General features: G+C 61.8%; 15 protein-coding genes. 7 read left to right on the top strand and 8 right to left on the bottom strand.

Annotated features, from left to right (window positions below; genetic code table 11):
* Positions 1-76: 76 nt before the first annotated feature.
* Complete coding sequence (locus AB7951_RS11135; protein WP_439067362.1) at positions 77-1,168, bottom strand: hypothetical protein; 1,092 nt, start codon at positions 1,166-1,168, stop codon at positions 77-79.
* A gap of 289 nt (positions 1,169-1,457) precedes the next feature.
* On the opposite strand from AB7951_RS11135, the gene AB7951_RS11130 reads away from it, so the two are divergent.
* Entirely contained in the window at positions 1,458-2,708 is a 1,251-nt protein-coding gene (locus AB7951_RS11130; RefSeq protein ID WP_120292321.1) for an SAM-dependent methyltransferase, read from the top strand.
* Between the two features lie 6 nt (positions 2,709-2,714).
* Here AB7951_RS11130 and AB7951_RS11125 read toward each other — a convergent pair whose 3' ends face one another.
* Positions 2,715-2,945, bottom strand: a complete 231-nt coding sequence (locus tag AB7951_RS11125) for a hypothetical protein (RefSeq protein ID WP_120292319.1) — start codon at positions 2,943-2,945, stop codon at positions 2,715-2,717.
* A 357-nt stretch (positions 2,946-3,302) separates the two neighbouring features.
* Between AB7951_RS11125 and AB7951_RS11120 the strand changes: the two genes are divergently transcribed.
* Together AB7951_RS11120 and alr are read left to right on the top strand one after the other, a co-directional pair.
* Complete coding sequence (locus AB7951_RS11120; RefSeq protein ID WP_068731048.1) at positions 3,303-4,802, top strand: replicative DNA helicase; 1,500 nt, start codon at positions 3,303-3,305, stop codon at positions 4,800-4,802.
* Between the two features lie 98 nt (positions 4,803-4,900).
* Positions 4,901-6,076 carry an alanine racemase gene (alr, locus tag AB7951_RS11115; RefSeq protein ID WP_120292317.1) on the top strand — a complete coding sequence of 392 codons (1,176 nt, stop codon included), beginning with the start codon at positions 4,901-4,903 and terminating at the stop codon, positions 6,074-6,076.
* On the opposite strand, the gene AB7951_RS11110 is transcribed toward alr, so the two are convergent.
* Positions 6,073-6,459: a tautomerase family protein gene (locus AB7951_RS11110; protein WP_120292315.1), complete on the bottom strand. Its 387-nt coding sequence runs from the start codon at positions 6,457-6,459 to the stop codon at positions 6,073-6,075. The two genes, alr and AB7951_RS11110, sit on opposite strands and share 4 nt — an antisense overlap.
* A gap of 77 nt (positions 6,460-6,536) precedes the next feature.
* On the opposite strand from AB7951_RS11110, the gene AB7951_RS11105 reads away from it, so the two are divergent.
* Positions 6,537-7,265: a sulfite exporter TauE/SafE family protein gene (locus tag AB7951_RS11105; protein ID WP_120292313.1), complete on the top strand. Its 729-nt coding sequence runs from the start codon at positions 6,537-6,539 to the stop codon at positions 7,263-7,265.
* A 369-nt stretch (positions 7,266-7,634) separates the two neighbouring features.
* Complete coding sequence (locus tag AB7951_RS11100; protein WP_120292311.1) at positions 7,635-11,111, top strand: PAS-domain containing protein; 3,477 nt, start codon at positions 7,635-7,637, stop codon at positions 11,109-11,111.
* Between the two features lie 94 nt (positions 11,112-11,205).
* Here AB7951_RS11100 and map read toward each other — a convergent pair whose 3' ends face one another.
* The 5 genes from map to AB7951_RS11075 form a co-directional block, all read right to left on the bottom strand.
* On the bottom strand, positions 11,206-11,985 hold the full coding sequence (gene map, locus AB7951_RS11095) for a type I methionyl aminopeptidase (RefSeq protein ID WP_120292309.1): 780 nt from the start codon (positions 11,983-11,985) through the stop codon (positions 11,206-11,208).
* A complete protein-coding gene (locus AB7951_RS11090; RefSeq protein ID WP_120292307.1) occupies positions 11,982-12,194 on the bottom strand; it encodes a ParD-like family protein in 213 nt (70 codons plus the stop codon). The genes map and AB7951_RS11090 overlap by 4 nt, the downstream gene beginning before the upstream one ends.
* Positions 12,195-12,352: 158 nt before the next feature.
* Positions 12,353-12,691, bottom strand: coding sequence for a hypothetical protein (locus AB7951_RS11085; protein ID WP_120292547.1), 339 nt, complete (start codon positions 12,689-12,691; stop codon positions 12,353-12,355).
* 276 nt (positions 12,692-12,967) lie between these two features.
* The gene (locus AB7951_RS11080; protein ID WP_147421723.1) at positions 12,968-13,234 is read right to left on the bottom strand and encodes a hypothetical protein; all 267 of its coding nucleotides are present in this window, start codon (positions 13,232-13,234) and stop codon (positions 12,968-12,970) included.
* 85 nt (positions 13,235-13,319) lie between these two features.
* Positions 13,320-13,577 (bottom strand): hypothetical protein, encoded by a 258-nt coding sequence (locus AB7951_RS11075; RefSeq protein ID WP_120292303.1) that lies wholly within the window; start codon positions 13,575-13,577, stop codon positions 13,320-13,322.
* 129 nt (positions 13,578-13,706) lie between these two features.
* On the opposite strand from AB7951_RS11075, the gene radA reads away from it, so the two are divergent.
* Together radA and AB7951_RS11065 are read left to right on the top strand one after the other, a co-directional pair.
* The gene (gene radA, locus AB7951_RS11070) at positions 13,707-15,167 is read left to right on the top strand and encodes a DNA repair protein RadA (RefSeq protein WP_120292301.1); all 1,461 of its coding nucleotides are present in this window, start codon (positions 13,707-13,709) and stop codon (positions 15,165-15,167) included.
* A gap of 238 nt (positions 15,168-15,405) precedes the next feature.
* A complete protein-coding gene (locus tag AB7951_RS11065) occupies positions 15,406-16,038 on the top strand; it encodes a CvpA family protein (RefSeq protein WP_093758276.1) in 633 nt (210 codons plus the stop codon).
* The last annotated feature ends 24 nt before the right edge of the window (positions 16,039-16,062 follow it).

The following is a 16,062-nucleotide window of genomic DNA, read 5'->3' as shown; positions in this document are numbered from 1 at the left end:
GAGCTTCTGCTCAAACGAGAAAAGCCCGGCCAGATTGGCCGGGCTTTTTTGTATCGTCACTCAAACGGCTGATCTACTACTGCGAGATCGGCGGCACCGGCGAGCCTGACGAGGCCGGAGGCGCCGGTGGTGCAGCCGACGCCGGAGGCGGTGGTGGCGGCGCGGCCGGTGCCGGCGAAGGCGCAGCTGGAGCCGGGGCCACAGGAGTCGGCGCGGGCACTGGCGGAGTTGCGGGAGGCGCGACCGCTGGCGGCGGAGCTGCGGCTGGCGGAGGCGTTGGAGCCACAGGTGCCGGGGCCGGCGTTGCTGCGGGCGGAGACGCAGGGGCTGCCGGTGCCGGACGGCTTTCCCCTTCAGGCGCCTTCGGAGCCGGCGTGACCGACGGAACGGGATCTGGACGAAGTGCCGGCGTCTCAGGCTTGGCTTCGGGCTTCGCCTCAGGCTTGCTCTCTTCAGCGGGCTTCGCAGGCTCGGTCTTGGCCGGCTCAGGCCGTGGCTCAGACTTGGGTTCAGCCTTCGGCTCAGTCTTGGGTTCGACCTTGGGCTCGTCCTTCACAGGTTCGGCCTTCGGCGGCTCTTCCTGATGACGGCGCCCCTTCTTACCGAGCTTTTGCTTCTGCGCGGGACGCTCTGCTTCGGCGGCAGCCGGCGACTGTGCGTCTACGGGCTTGGCCGCATCGGGCTTCGCTTCGGGATTGTCTGTCGCCGGGCGCGCCTGTCGCCGGGCATTGCGGCCCTGGCGCGTGCCGGGCTCGGCCTGAGCTGGTGCAACATCGGCATCGGGCTTGGCGGCCTCCTGCGGACGTAGCCGGCGTCCCGGCGGCGGAGCCTCGGACGGCGGCGCAGCACCGGGCTTGGCATCGGCCGGGGCCGGCTTCTGCTCGGTCGTGAGTTCACGGCCCTGACGCGTCAGGTTATCCCCGGCAGGACGGCGGTCGGCCGCCCCGTTGGACACGACATAAGCGGCCATGGACGCCGCCATATCTGTACTTGTGGTGTAGTGCTGGCGCAGGAAGGCCGGCAACTGACCGGGTGCCACCGTCTTCAGCAGCCCGCGCGGACTTTTATGGCAGACGGCACAGCCGCCCGCGAAAATCTGGGAGGGTGACTTTCCGGCTTCGAGGTTTTGGGCCTGTGCCGGGACTGCCGCGAAGCTAATCAGGAGCATCACCGTCGCTAAACTGAGCGCTCGGCTCAACATTTCAATCTCCTGATGTGGCTAGCTTAATCACGCGGATCACCTTGTATCCGATTGTGACGTGAATGGAAGCATCGACATATCGCAACGATGTGATCGGAACAATCGGGATAGCGGCATTGCAGCGTGCGCATTGGCACAGGCGGTGCACCGCTACTATCTTCTACACAAGAGCTAGGGAGACAGTTGATCTCGTGCACGGCGGGAAGTTACGCTGTTGCTTCAGTTTGCGCGTGATCGGATCATTGGGGTGATTTCGATGGACCGTCTGTTGCGATTCTTCCTGAGTCAGTACATTCGCCGAGGGGCAATAACCTTCACCACGGCCTCCGGCCAACAGTTTACCTTCGGTGATGGCTCCGGGCCTCCCGTCTCTGCCCGCTTCGTCACCAAAGCCGCCCAACGCCGACTACTTCTCGATCCCGAACTGGCACTCGGCGAGATATTCATGGACGGGCTCCTCGTTATGGAGCGTGGCACCATTGCCGACCTGCTCGCCATCGCCCTGAACCAGCCCGACATGGCGCCCCGCTGGGCCAAGCTGCAATGGTGGCTCCGCTACGTCCTGCGCCACGCCCAGCAGTTCAATCCCCGCACGCGCTCCCGCAACAACGTTGCCCATCACTACGATCTGGACGCCCGACTCTACTCATTGTTTCTGGATGCCGACAAGCAATATAGCTGTGCCTATTTCGAAGGACCGGACGCGACCCTGGACGACGCCCAACTCGCCAAGAAGCGCCACCTCGCGGCCAAGATGCTCATCGAAAAAGGCCAACGCGTACTCGACATCGGCTCCGGCTGGGGCGGGCTTGGGCTCTATCTGGCAGAGATGACCGGTGCCAATGTCACCGGCGTTACGCTGTCCACCGAACAGCTGCAGGTCGCCAATGCCCGGGCCGGCGAGAAAAACCTCAAAGACCGCGCAAAATTCCTGCTCGAGGACTATCGCGACATCCCCGGTCCATTCCACCGCATCGTCTCCGTCGGCATGTTCGAACATGTCGGCGTCGACCATTACGACACCTACTTCAAGCGGTGCGCAGAACTCCTGACCGAGTACGGCGTCATGGTGCTGCACTCCATCGGCCGCCCTGAGGGACCCGGTATCACCAATCCATGGGTCGCCAAGTACATTTTCCCCGGCGGCTACATCCCCGCTTTGTCGGAAGTTCTCCCGGCGATCGAACGGGCCGGGTTACTGGTCTCGGACATCGAAATCCTGCGGCTGCATTATGCCGAGACGCTCAAGGCATGGCGCGAGCGCTTCATGGCACGACGCGAGGAAGCCGTGCGGCTCTATGACGAGCGCTTTGCGCGGATGTGGGAGTTCTATCTGGCGGCGTCGGAAATGTCGTTCCGTATGCAGAACGTGATGAACTTCCAGATCCAGCTCACCAAACGTCAGGACGTTGTGCCGTTCACGCGCGATTATATCGGGCAGGAGGAAGCTCGGCTTCGAGCCAGGGAACGTAGCCAGCAACCGCGTCTGCAGATTGCCGGCGAATAGGCTGGTTTAGTGCTGGAATAGGAGCGTCGCATGCCGGCGGCGCAAGACAGGCCGTGGCCGCAGAATGGCGGGGCGCTGGAGGCGCGCTTTGGCGGCGGAGAGCGCTTTCGTATCGCATGGGACATTTTCAAGCTGCGCGGTGCGCTCGAACGTGTCGATCAGCGTGGACAACCACGCAGAACCGTCGGTTCCGGCAGCCTGAGTTCCGGCATCGGGATGCTGGTGACGCTGGCTCATGGATCTATCCTTCGCCTCTTATTCGTTTTGAAGCCAACGCCCGGCTCCCCGCGGGGTTCCGGCATTGCCGTGCCTGCCAGCCGCTGGCTCTCTTATAAGTGCGAGAGATCGCCATCCGGTTCAGGCGCGGGGCGCAATTTTTCCGGGTTCCTTAAGCAATGATTCAGATCCCTCCCCTTGCTGCGGTGGAAGCGTCAAGCGCAATGCGCGCCACCGGCCGGAATTCCCCCGCCTTGATGTGTGAATCGTGCATAAGGCCGCTTCGTCCTTCCACTCGGAGACCGTCAGGCGCTTAGTCGCCGACGCCCGCGTGACCACGCCGTTCATCCGCCCAATTCGGAAGACCCAATAGAGACCATGGCCGCATTCGATTCGAACGTTCTCAAGCTCACCCCCGAGGCGGGCACCCCGGCCTATCGGTCGGCGCCGCACAATATCGAGGCGGAACAGGGCGTGCTGGGCGCGATCCTGGTCAATAACGACGCCTTCTACCGGGTCTCGGACTTCCTCAAGGCCGAGCATTTCTTCGAGCCGATCCACCAGACGATCTTCGAAACGGCCGCTGCCATCGTGCGCGCCGGCAAGATCGCCACACCCGTGACGCTGAAGACCTTCCTGCCGACCGACACGGATCTCGGCGGCATGACCGTGGGCCAATATCTCGCCCGCCTCGCCGCCGAAGCCACCACCATCATCAATGCGCAGGATTACGGCCGCACGATCTATGAACTGGCGATCCGCCGCCAGCTGATCAATGTCGGCGAGGACATGGTCAACGTCGCCTATGACGCGCCGGTGGACTTCGCTCCCCGCGCCCAGATCGAGGATGCCGAGCGCCGGCTGTATGAGCTGGCCGAAGCCGGCCGCTATGACGGCGGCTTCCAGCGCTTCTCCCAGGCGATGACCACCGCGCTCGACATGGCGGCCAACGCCTATCAGCGCGACGGCAAGCTTTCGGGCATCTCCAGCGGATTGCGCGACCTCGACGCCCGCATGGGCGGATTGCAACGCTCCGACTTGATCGTGCTCGCCGGACGTCCCGGCATGGGCAAGACCTCGCTCGCCACCAACATCGCCTACAACATCGCCGCCGCCTATCAGTCCGAAGTGCAGCCCGACGGCAGCATGAAGACCATCAATGGCGGCGTCGTCGGCTTCTTCTCGTGCGAAATGTCGGCCGAACAGCTCGCCACGCGTATTCTAGCAGAGCAGACCGAGATTTCCTCCAGCGCGATCCGCCGCGGCGGCATCACCCAAGCCGAATTCGACAAGATCCGCGACTACACCATCAAGCTGCAGAACCTGCCGCTTTACGTCGACGAAACCGGCGGCCTGTCGATCTCGCAGCTCACCGCCCGCGCCCGCCGCCTGAAGCGGCAAAAGGGCCTCGACGTCATCATGGTGGACTACATCCAGCTGCTGCAGGGCTCGGGCAAGCGCTCCGACAACCGCGTGCAGGAAGTCACCGAGATCACCACCAGCCTCAAGGCGCTGGCGAAGGAATTGAACTGCCCGGTAGTCGCGCTGTCGCAGCTCTCGCGTCAGGTCGAAAATCGTGAAGACAAGCATCCGCAGCTGTCCGACTTGCGTGAATCCGGATCGATCGAGCAGGACGCCGACGTGGTGGTCTTCGTGTATCGCGAGGAATACTATCTGCAGGCCAAGGAGCCGCGACTCGGCACTCCCGAACACGAGAAATGGCAGCTCGAGATGGATCTTGCGCACGGCAAGGCCGAAGTCATCATCGCCAAGCAGCGTCACGGCCCCACAGGCACCGTCGACCTGCAGTTCGAAGGCCAGTTCACCCGCTTCAGCGATCTCGCCGGTGGCGCCCAGTTCCGCGCCCCGCAGGAGTGACGTGCGTGCGGTTGAACCGTCTCTGACGCGCGCATATTGTGCGGCGCAAAATTCGATCGTGTGACCCCATCACACGATCCCTGTGCCAGGACATTTCGATGAACAGCGTCTCCGACCCAAAACCAACAACTCCCGCCGACATGGAGTTGCCCGCAGACGCCAGCGGCAGCCTGACCATCGATCTCGACGCCATCGTCGCCAATTGGCGCAAGCTCGAAAAGCATGGCGTGCCCGCCGAATGCGGCGCGGCGGTGAAAGCAGACGCCTATGGCTGCGGCATCACCCCCGTGGTGCGCGCGCTGGCGAAGGCGGGCTGCAAGACCTTCTTTGTCGCGACCTTCGACGAAGCCCGTGCCGCGCGCGCCGCTGCACGGGATGCGGCGATCTATCTGCTGAACGGTTTCCCGCCGAATTCCGGCGATGCGCTGGCCGCCATCAATGTGCAGCCGGTGATCGGCGATCTCAACGAACTCGCCGAATGGGACATGTTCTGCCGCCGCACAGGCTGGAAGGGCGGCGCGGCGGTGCATATCGACACCGGCATGAACCGGCTCGGCCTCGGCCTGGTTGACGTCCAGGGCCTGATCCCGCGCCTCGGCTCGGGCGATCACGGCTTCACGCTGGTGATGAGCCATCTCGCCTGCGCCGAACAACTGCATAATCCGATGAACGCCCGGCAATATTCCAGTTTCCGCGAGGCGTCCTCGCTGTTCTCCGGCGTGCCTGCATCCCTCGCGAATTCGTCAGGCATCTATCTCGGCGCGGCCTATCAGTTCGATCTGATGCGTCCGGGCGCAGCGCTCTACGGCGTCAATCCGACGCCGGAAGCCGACAATCCGATGGCACCCGTGGTCGATCTCAAGGTGCGCATCCTGCAGACCCGCAGCGTCGAGCGCGGTGACAGCGTCGGCTACGGCGCCACCTGGACCGCGCGTCGTCCGACCAGACTTGCGATCATCGCGGCTGGCTATGCCGACGGCTACTTCCGCGCTGCCGGCAGCAGCGACGGCACCCGCGGCGCCGAGGTCATCATCGCCGGCCAGCGCTGCCAGATCGCCGGCCGTATCTCCATGGATCTGCTCGCGGTGGATATCACCGACCTGCCCCACAACGCTGCCCGCCGTGGCCATCTGGCAACGCTGATCGGCGACGGCATCACTGTCGACGAACTCGCGCATCACTACGGCACCATCGCCTATGAGGTGCTGACCAGCCTCGGCCGGCGCTACCTGCGGGTCTACAAGGGTGGCGACGGCACCGCCGCGACGTCCTAGACGTCCACTTTGAAGCTAAGTTCGATCTCGGAGGCTGGCAGGCCGCCGCGCATGCCCCAGTTCTCCAAAGGCTGCTCGTTCAGGACAATCTTGATCTCGAGTTCCGGAACGCCGAGCGCCGCAAGATTCTGCACGAGCGTCTTGTAGAGGCTGCGCTTGGTCTCGATGGAGCGGCCGGCGAACATCGTTATCTCGACCCGCGTGAAACGCTGCGAGCGCCCGGTCGGCACGATGCGCTGCGTCTCGCTATAGGTGTCCACCGTGACGTCGCGGTCCCAGTCCGGAATTTTGAGCGCTGCCAGCATCGCCGACTGCACGGCCTCGATGACCTCGATCTCGCGGCCCCGCGCCCATTCTCCGGTGACAATTCTTGTGACTGGCATCGCCCTCTTCCATCGGATCGGTTGCACCTACACGACTGGAGCGCTCTTGTAACGTCCCGCGCTTGGAGAGTCGCGCCTTGAACTTCATCTTCGTCTGCACAGTCGGCCTGATCGCCGGCACCATTTCCGGGATCGTCGGCACCGGCTCATCGATCATGCTGATGCCGGTGCTGGTGTGGCAGTTCGGCCCGAAGGAAGCCGTGCCGATCATGGCCGTCGCCGCCGTGATGGCCAACCTGTCGCGCATCCTCGCCTGGTGGCGCGAGGTCGACTGGCGCGCCACCGCCGCCTATTCGCTCACCGGCATTCCAGCTGCAGCCCTGGGCGCACGCACGCTGCTGGTGCTGCCGTCGCATGTGGTCGATCTCACCATCGGACTGTTCTTCATTGCCATGGTGCCGCTGCGCCACTGGCTGGCGCGGCGCTCCTTCACCATCAGCCTGTGGCAACTCGCGCTTGGCGGCGCGATCATTGGCTATCTCACCGGCATCGTCGTCTCCAGCGGCCCACTCAGCGTGCCGCTGTTTCTGTTTTACGGCCTCGCCAAGGGCGCCTTCCTCGCCACCGAAGCCGCGAGTTCGCTCGGCCTGTATCTCAGCAAGTCTGTCACCTTCCAGCGGTTTGGCGCGCTCGATCTCGACGTGCTTGTGAAAGGCCTGATCGCCGGCGCCTCGCTGATGGCCGGCGCGTTCATCGCCAAACGCTACGTACTGAAACTGAGCGTCGAGACGTTCCGCCTGGTCATGGACGGGATCATGCTTCTGGCGGGCGTAAGCATGGTGCTGTCGGGCATGGCGCTGATCTAGGGCGTGTACTCACAAGTCGCGGTAAGTATGTCCGCTATCCCCGCGAATTGCAGGCTCAAACAGGACATCGTCTCGGGTCCGAAAAGCGCCAACAGGAGATTCCCAAACGGCAGGCCATTGGGAACCAGCGCTGTTTAAAGTTGTATCTATTACTTACAAGTACGCGCGACTGACGTTCATAGAAGGCGATCAACCAGCAACAGGTATTAGTATCTCGCGAAGCCGCATTCCGACGTGCGCAGTGCAACATAATGCTTTGCCTCGCCGCCTACAGTAATGCCAATATTTCCAACCTATTATTAAGGTTCGTCATCCACGCTGAAATCCGGAATTTCATTTGTTTCATTTGTAACGACTACTGGACGCTTCATGCGCGCGTTCTATGGAAGACTGGCCCGGCTGCCAGGATTTTCATTGGTGGTGCTCGGCGTCTTCTTTGCGACGTCGATCATCGTTGTGTTTTTGGTGGATCTGCAGGCGCGCCATCATGCGGCGCTCTCTGAGGCAAGAAAGGCAGCACTGAACATCGCCGAGATTCTCGCCGAACACACGGCGCTGACCTTTGAGGGGATCGATCGAACACTGCTCGAAGCCGAGAGAATTCGCGAAGATAACCTTTCGGGAAAGTATGCAACGCCCGAAGCCGCCAATACCGCCTTGCGTCTTCTCAAGAAGGCCTCATCGATCGTCGTTGCCGTCGGCTGGACAGATGCAGCCGGTAACCTTCTTGCGCATTCCTACGATCGCACGCCGCCGCGAAGCAACATCTCCGACATGTTGCACTTCACCGCTCAACGCGATCAGGCCGACGGCCGGCTGTTTATTGCGCCCCCCTATCCCTCGGCTGTCACCGACAAATGGTTGACGGCGGCCTCGCGCCGGTTAAGCAACGCCGACGGCAGCTTTGCAGGGGTCGTAACTGCGCCGCTCGACCCGACACATTTCACGCAGGTCTATCGCGCGATCGATGTCGGCAAGGGCGGATCCGTGCTGTTGCTGCATCGCGCGGGCACGGGGCGGGTTCTTGCGCGAGAGCCCGCGAGAAAAGGAGCCATCGGAAAATCTTTCGCGGATAGCCCGCTCGTCTCCGAATATCTGCCAAAATCGGAAGCGGGCACCTACGAGACGATAGGCGTTATCGACGGCATCGCGCGCCTCGCGGGGTACAAGGCTGTGCCCGGACTGCCGCTGGTCTTGGTCATCACATACGCCCGCAGTGAGGTGCTGGGACCATGGCGCCAGCACCTTTACATGGTGGGCCCGCTCGTCGCCATGATCGTTGCCGTCATCTTGTTCGGCACGTTTAGGATTTTGCGCCAGACGAATAGTCTTGCCGTGAAAACTAGGATTCTGGAACGAACGAACATGCAGTTCGATGCTGCCTTGAGCAACATGTCGCTAGGGCTCTGCCTGTTTGACGCGAACAAGAATCTGGTGGTTTCGAATGGCCGCTTCCGCGAGATGTACGGTTTCCCGGAAGAACTCGTCAGGCCCGGAACACCTTTGTCTCTCATGCTGCAGGCCCTCAAAGATCGCGGAAAGCACGATTTGTCCATCGAGGGGGATGTTCAGGAGATTCCGACGAAGCAAAGACAGATTTTTATGACTGCCGACGGTCGCGTGATTTTAATTCAACGCAGGTCGATTGCGGATGGCGGATGGGTCGCAACCCATGAAGACATCACCGAGCAGAAACGCGCACAGCGCTTGTTGACTGATAAAGCTGCTGAACTCGAGCGGATCAACATGCGCTTCGACGCCGCGATGAACAACATGTCGCAGGGTCTTTCGCTATTTGATGGTGAGCAGAGGATCATTCTTTCAAATGCGCGCTATGCGGAAATCTATCACCTCAGCGAGGAACAGGTGAAGCCAGGGACTACGCTGCGGCAAATCATTGAATATCGCCGGGCGAAGAGAACAAATTGCGAAATGGCTGCGGATGTCCTTGTCGACGCCAAACTGAAACTGGAGAAAGAGGTCCAGGAGCTTGTCGACGGGCGCCTCATTTCGATGACGCGCCATCTGATGCCGACCGAAGGGTGGCTGGCGACTCATGAAGATGTCACGGCGCAAAAACACAGGGAGCAGTTGCTGGCCACGAAAGCCGTGGAGCTGGAGCAGACCAACGAACGCTTCGACATTGCGCTGAGCAACATGTCGCAGGGTCTCTGCATGTTCGACGGAGCGAAACGGCTCGTTGTCTGGAATGATCGTTATGCGGAACTATACCAGTTGCCTGCGGCTTTGTTGAAAGTCGGGACGCCTCATGAGGCTATCATCGCCGATCGCGTCTCCCGTGGCATTCTCAAGGGCGGGACGAGCGAACCAGCCATCAGGAAAAAGATAGCTGAATTGGGCCAGCACTCGACCGATTCAAGCTCGGCCAGGGTCGATGAATTTGCGGATGGGCGATTGATGCTCGTCACCCGACAGCCGATGAAGGACGGCGGTTGGGTTGCAACGCACGAAGACATCACCGAACGGCGGCGCGCAGAGGCCGAGATCGTTCACCTGGCGCGTCACGATGCGCTCACGGGACTTGCGAACCGAACACTGTTTACCGAGAAACTTGAGGAGGCGAGCCAGCGTCTTAGCCGCCATGACGATGGCTTTGCCGTGGTCATGCTCGACCTCGATAGATTCAAGACCGTTAACGACACGCTGGGACATCCCGCTGGGGATCGTTTGCTTGTTGAGTTCGCACAACGACTGAAATCGTCGACTCGCGAAACCGATGTGGTGGCCCGCCTTGGCGGTGACGAGTTTGCGATCATCCAGGACGGCGGCCCCAATCCGCAGGAGGGTGCAATCGTGCTTGCCCTCAGGATCATCGATGCCATTGCTCAGCCATTTGATCTCAACGGCCACCAGGCCAGCATCGGGATCAGCATTGGAATTGCCCTCGCTCCGGAACAGGGCGTCGATCCCGAGGACCTGTTGAGAAAAGCAGATCTCGCGCTCTACGACGCCAAGACGGGCGGGCGAAACGATTTCCGCCTGTTCCAGTCCGAAATGATTGAGGCTGCCCACTCGCAGAAGATATTGGCAAACGAACTGCGGGACGCGATCGCGCGAAATGAATTCGAAGTGCACTATCAGCCGGTGGTTGACGCCAAGACACGGCAGATCCGCGGCGCCGAGGCGCTGGTCCGCTGGCGGCATCCGTCGAAAGGGCTCGTCGCTCCCGATCAATTTATTCCGCTCGCGGAAGCGACGGGGCTGATCCTTCCTCTTGGCGAGTGGATCCTGCACCAGGCTTGCACGGATGCAGCGTCGTGGCCGGCTCACCTCAAGATCATGGTCAACATCTCTGCGGTTCAAGTCAGTAAGGGAAAGCTGCTCGACGTCATGCTGGATACTCTGATGGAGACGGGTCTTTCGCCTGAACGGCTGGAGTTGGAAATTACGGAGACGGCTCTTCTTGAGAACGCGACGGCGCATCTGGGGACGATACGGCAGCTGAAGAATCTCGGCATCTCCATAGCGCTCGATGATTTTGGCACTGGTTATTCAACGGCGAGTTATTTGACCAATTTCCCGTTCGACAGGATCAAGATCGACAAATCCTTCGCACAAGGCGCTCCCAATCGCCGCGATTGCGCAGCGGTAGTGTCCTCGGTGCTTGCGCTGGCCCGTGGTCTTGGCATCGCAACGACGGCCGAGGGTGTCGAGACCGAAGAGCAATTTGAATATCTGCAGGCTGCAGGCGTGGACCTCGTCCAGGGCTTTCTGTTCGGTCGGCCCGTCCCGCTCTCCGAATTCGACCTCGATGCCGCAGTTTCATTTGGAAATGGTGCTGCTGACGGCGAGTTGTGCGGAGAGGTCATCACCGCAGGGAGATGACCGCCGCGTTTCAAACGGCGGTCAGGTGAGCCGCGCCGCTGCTGCAACGAAGCGCGATATCGGCCACGGCTCCGGAAGCGCCATTAGGATTTGGCTACGCGCTTAGGAGTCCACGCCCTGGTTCGTCGGGACGCAGCGTCAGCACCGACACGCCGGACGCTGTCACGGCAACGGTGTGCTCGAATTGCGCGGACAGCGACCCATCTCTCGTCACAACAGTCCAACCGTCATCCATGGTTCTCACATTCCGCCGGCCGCGATTGAGCATCGGCTCGATCGTGAAAACCATCCCCTCACGCAGGGCGAGGCCCGTCCCCGGCTTTCCGAAGTGCCGAACCTGCGGTTCCTCATGCATCTCCCGGCCGATGCCGTGACCGCAATATTCACGCACCACGGAATAGCCGTTGCGCCTGGCATGTCGTTCGATCGCCCAGCCGATGTCTCCGAGCCGCACGCCCGGGCGAACCGCCCGGATGCCCATCCACATCGCCTCATAGGTGGTCTCGACTAGCCTTTTGGCGGCCGGATTCACCTCGCCAACGAGATAGGTCTTGCTGGAATCCGCGATGTAACCGTTCTTCTCGAGCGTGATGTCGAAATTGACGATGTCGCCGTCGCGAAGCACATGCGATTGCGATGGAATGCCATGGCAGACCACATCGTTCACCGACGCATTCAACACGAAACCATAGCCATATTGGCCCTTGCTTGCGGGTCGGGCCTGGAGATCGTCGACGATGAACCGCTCGACCATTTCATTCACGTGAAGCGTCGATAGGCCGGCGAGCGAGCTGCGATCCAGCAGCGCGAAGACGGACGCCAGGAGCCGCCCGGATTCGGCCAGCAAGGCCAGTTCCTCAGGCCGCTTCGTCATGCTGCACCGACAGCCAGCGGCTGAGCCGAAACGCCTGCGGAGCTGAGTTCACGCGCCATGATCTCATTGAAACTGAGCGTCGGATTGGTCTCGCACAGCATGCCGATCTTGATCCAATAGGCGGCCTGCGCATTGATCGAACGAAGCGAGACTGTGCTCGCTTTGCGCACCTGATCGTGCAGATCGTCGTCAATGTTCACAATACCCATGGGCGCCTCCTATATGATTCGTACATGAATCATATATTCCCCGCATGCGAGAAAGCCAAGAGCGGTTTGTCCTGACTGCCTGCACCGCCCTCCCCAAACGCAAATCGGCCGCCCTGAGGCGGCCGATCGCAGTCCTGAAAATCTGAGCTACCCGCGGCTTAGTAGCCGTATCCGCGGTTGCAGGTCGAGCAGCCCTGCTGCACCGGTGCGTAATAGACCTGCGCCGGAGCGACCATCTGCACACGCTGCTGCGTGGCGTATTGCGCCGGAATGCGCTCGTAATCGACGCGCGCAGGCGCGACCATCACGGTCTTCGGCACCATCACCGTCTCGTACTGCGCTGGCGTGCGGCGCGCGACGGTGCGACCGGGAGCGACCATTACCGTCTCTTCGACCGTGCGATACTGCGGCGGCACCACCTGCTGCTGATAGCAAGTCTGGCACGGCGGCGGTGGCGCGTAGCAATTATAGCAGCCAGCCGAGGCAACACCGGGCATCGCCATTCCGGCGACAGTGGCGAACAGCGCAGCAGCAATCAATTTTGTCATGATGAGACCCCGTGGCGAGCTTGTTTGAAATGGGTTCGTATCGCTTTGATGCGCGACACTTAGCCAAGCACCACCACCGGTCAACGCGGTCCTGATATTTACCTTGATGAACGTGCTTAAGATTTGATGACGGCAACTATCAGGATGCCAACGCAGACACAGCTGCACTGCGTCTGGATTCACAGCCCAGCGCAGCGTGAGATCAACCGGTCCCTGCGGACTATCTTAATAACCGTCGCGGGGCAGCCCGAAGAGTTGCTCGAACACACTCGGTTGGCGAACCACCCATTGGCCCGGTTCGCCCGTTCTCAGATCCCGCACATAACGTGGCGGCGCTTCCACATAGTAAAGCGGCGGCGGCGCGCGAATGCCGGTATCCATCGTGATGGGATAGCGCGCGGTGCCGGCGCGATAGCGCGCATCACGGTAGTCAGAGGCAAGTACCGGCGTCGCCAGCATCGCTGCACCCAGCACAATCATCAAAATACGCACGGCACACCTCACGCTGACGACACTGCGGTGAGGCTATCGAGCGGAGGTTAATGAAGGATTCGTCGCACGTGCAGTTCCACACGAGCTACTGCGCAGAATGAATGGACTCGCGAAGCGCTGGACTCGGCTCAGCTGGTTGGTCGAGCAGCCTCGATTGCTCACCACTGCTTGCATCTGGATTCTGCTCGCGGCGCGTCCACCGAGCGTAAGCAATCGCCAAGTTGAAGAAGGACCGCTGCAGAGGCTGCACCTCCGGCATCGCTGCGGCAAAGGCGATCCAGGCCGACATTGCCGACCAGTTCTCGCGCGTCGGAATTTTGGCAACCGAACAGACCTTGCCCATGTGCCGGTCGATGCGTCCCACTTGGCGAGGCTGGCAAACCCTTCGAGAAGAAACTTGCAAATGCCCCGTTCAACCGCGTAGACCAAGAGAACAAACCAAAAACACCTACAGCCGCGATTCCTTCCGCCAATGGCCAAAAACCTCCTCTCCTTCGTCTGCCAGAATTGCGGTGCCGCCTATAACAAGTGGCAGGGCAAGTGCGACGCCTGCGGCGAGTGGAATTCGCTGGCCGAGGAGGACACCACCGGCGTCACCACGATTCCGGTCAGCGCGCGCTCCAAGCGCAAGGGGCGCACCTTCAATCTCGAAAGCCTGACCGGCCAGAGCAACGATGCGCCGCGCATTGCCTCGGGGATGGGCGAGCTCGACCGCGTCACGGGCGGCGGTTTCGTGCGCGGCTCGGTGCTCTTGATCGGCGGCGATCCCGGTATCGGTAAATCGACCTTGCTGACGCAGGCCACCAGCCTGATGGCGCGGGCGGGCCATCGCGTGGTTTACATCTCCGGCGAAGAAGCCGTGGCACAGGTGCGGCTGCGCGCGTCGCGGTTGGGCCTTGCAGACGCCTCGGTGCAGCTCGCGTCCGAGACCTCGGTCGAAGATATCATCGCCACGCTGTCCGAAGGCACGGTGCCGCGGCTGATCGTGATCGACTCGATCCAGACCATGTGGACCGACACCGTGGAATCCGCGCCGGGCACAGTGACTCAGGTCCGCGCCTCGGCGCAGGCGCTCATTCGCTTCGCCAAGAAATCCGGGGCCACTATCATCCTGGTCGGCCATGTCACCAAGGACGGCCAGATCGCCGGGCCCCGTGTGGTCGAGCATATGGTCGATGCCGTGATGTCCTTCGAGGGCGAAGGCTCGCAGCAGTTCCGCATCCTGCGCGCGGTGAAGAACCGCTTCGGCCCGACCGACGAGATCGGCGTATTCGAGATGACCGGGCTTGGCCTGCGCGAGGTCTCCAACCCGTCCGAGCTGTTCCTGTCCGATCGCGATCTCGGCTCGCCGGGCACCGCCGTCTTCGCCGGCATGGAGGGCACCCGCCCGGTGCTGGTGGAACTGCAGGCTCTGGTTGCGCCGACGACTTTGGGCACGCCGCGCCGCGCCGTGGTGGGTTGGGATTCCTCCCGGCTGTCCATGGTGCTGGCAGTGCTGGAGGCCCATTGCGGGGTCAAGCTGTCGGGCTACGACGTCTATTTCAATGTCGCCGGCGGATTGCGCATCAACGAGCCCGCCGCCGACATGGCCGCGGCCGCAGCGCTGGTGTCGTCGCTCTGCAATGCGCCGCTGCCCACCGACGCGGTCTATTTCGGCGAAATCTCGCTGTCCGGCGCGGTGCGCCCAGTGGCGCAGACCTCGGCGCGGCTGAAAGAAGCGGCAAAACTCGGCTTCGGCCGCGCAGTGCTGCCGGAATCGGCGCGCGGCGATCCCGGCGGCGATGCCGGACTGTCGCTGAATACCATCGGCGGCCTGACCTCGCTGGTCGCCGATATCGCTGCGCGCGGCGTCAAACCCACGCGCGACAACAGCAAAAGCACAGATGCCGAGAAAAATACCGTACCGGCGCGATTCAAGCGCCAGGACGGCTGACAGCGACGTGACCTGCGCTGCCGCGGCCGCTATAGAATGCGCGCGCGACAGACTGCGCAGATGTGCAACACGCTCCGTTAAGGCCCTCTGCCGAAAGCGGAACAATGGTGTGATCAGGTGTGCTCTTACGGCCGATAGCGGTTTTCCGGCCTTGCGAGACGTGCCATATCACCGTCACCTGAAGCGGCAGCCTGTGCCGATTCGCGGTTTCTGATTCACGAGCGGACCTGACCAGCCGATGCCGATCACGATTCTCGACCTTGTCCTGCTCGGCGTCATGCTGATCTCCGGCCTGCTGGCCATGGTCCGCGGCTTCATGCGCGAGATCCTGTCGATCGCGGCCTGGGGCGCGGCGGCGCTGGTCACCCTGTTTGCTTTCCAGAAGCTGCTCCCGACCGCTAAAACTTATTTCAACAACGATACCGTCGCCAGCATCGTGGTGGTGGCCGGCGTGTTCATCGGCACGCTGATCGTGGTCTCGATCATCACCGTCCGCATCTCCGACATGATCCTGGATTCGCGCATCGGCGCGCTGGACCGCACGCTCGGCTTCCTGTTCGGCCTCGCCCGCGGCCTCCTGATCGTGGTCGTCGCCTTCCTGTTCTTCTCATGGCTGGTCCCGGACAAGCAGCGTCCGGACTGGGTCACGGGTGCCAAATCGCGCGTCGTTCTGCAGGGAACCGGCGATTGGCTGATGGCACTCTTGCCGGATGACCCTGAAAACACCATCTTGAAGAGGTTCAAGAAAAACAAACCTGATGAGGATACGACCGACGCCGAGCCCGCAACGCCCGGCGCCGCGGATGGCTATTCCAAACCTGCCCGCGACAGCCTGAAAAAGCTGATCGATGGCAAACCGGCGGGACGCTAGGCGTTCTTAGTTTCTCGCGACACC

The sequence above is a fragment of the Tardiphaga sp. 285_C5_N1_2 genome, assembly GCF_052076065.1.
Lineage (GTDB): Bacteria > Pseudomonadota > Alphaproteobacteria > Rhizobiales > Xanthobacteraceae > Tardiphaga > Tardiphaga robiniae.
The sequence above is the reverse complement of the archived record's forward strand: the minus strand, read 5'-3'. Positions and strand labels throughout refer to the sequence as shown.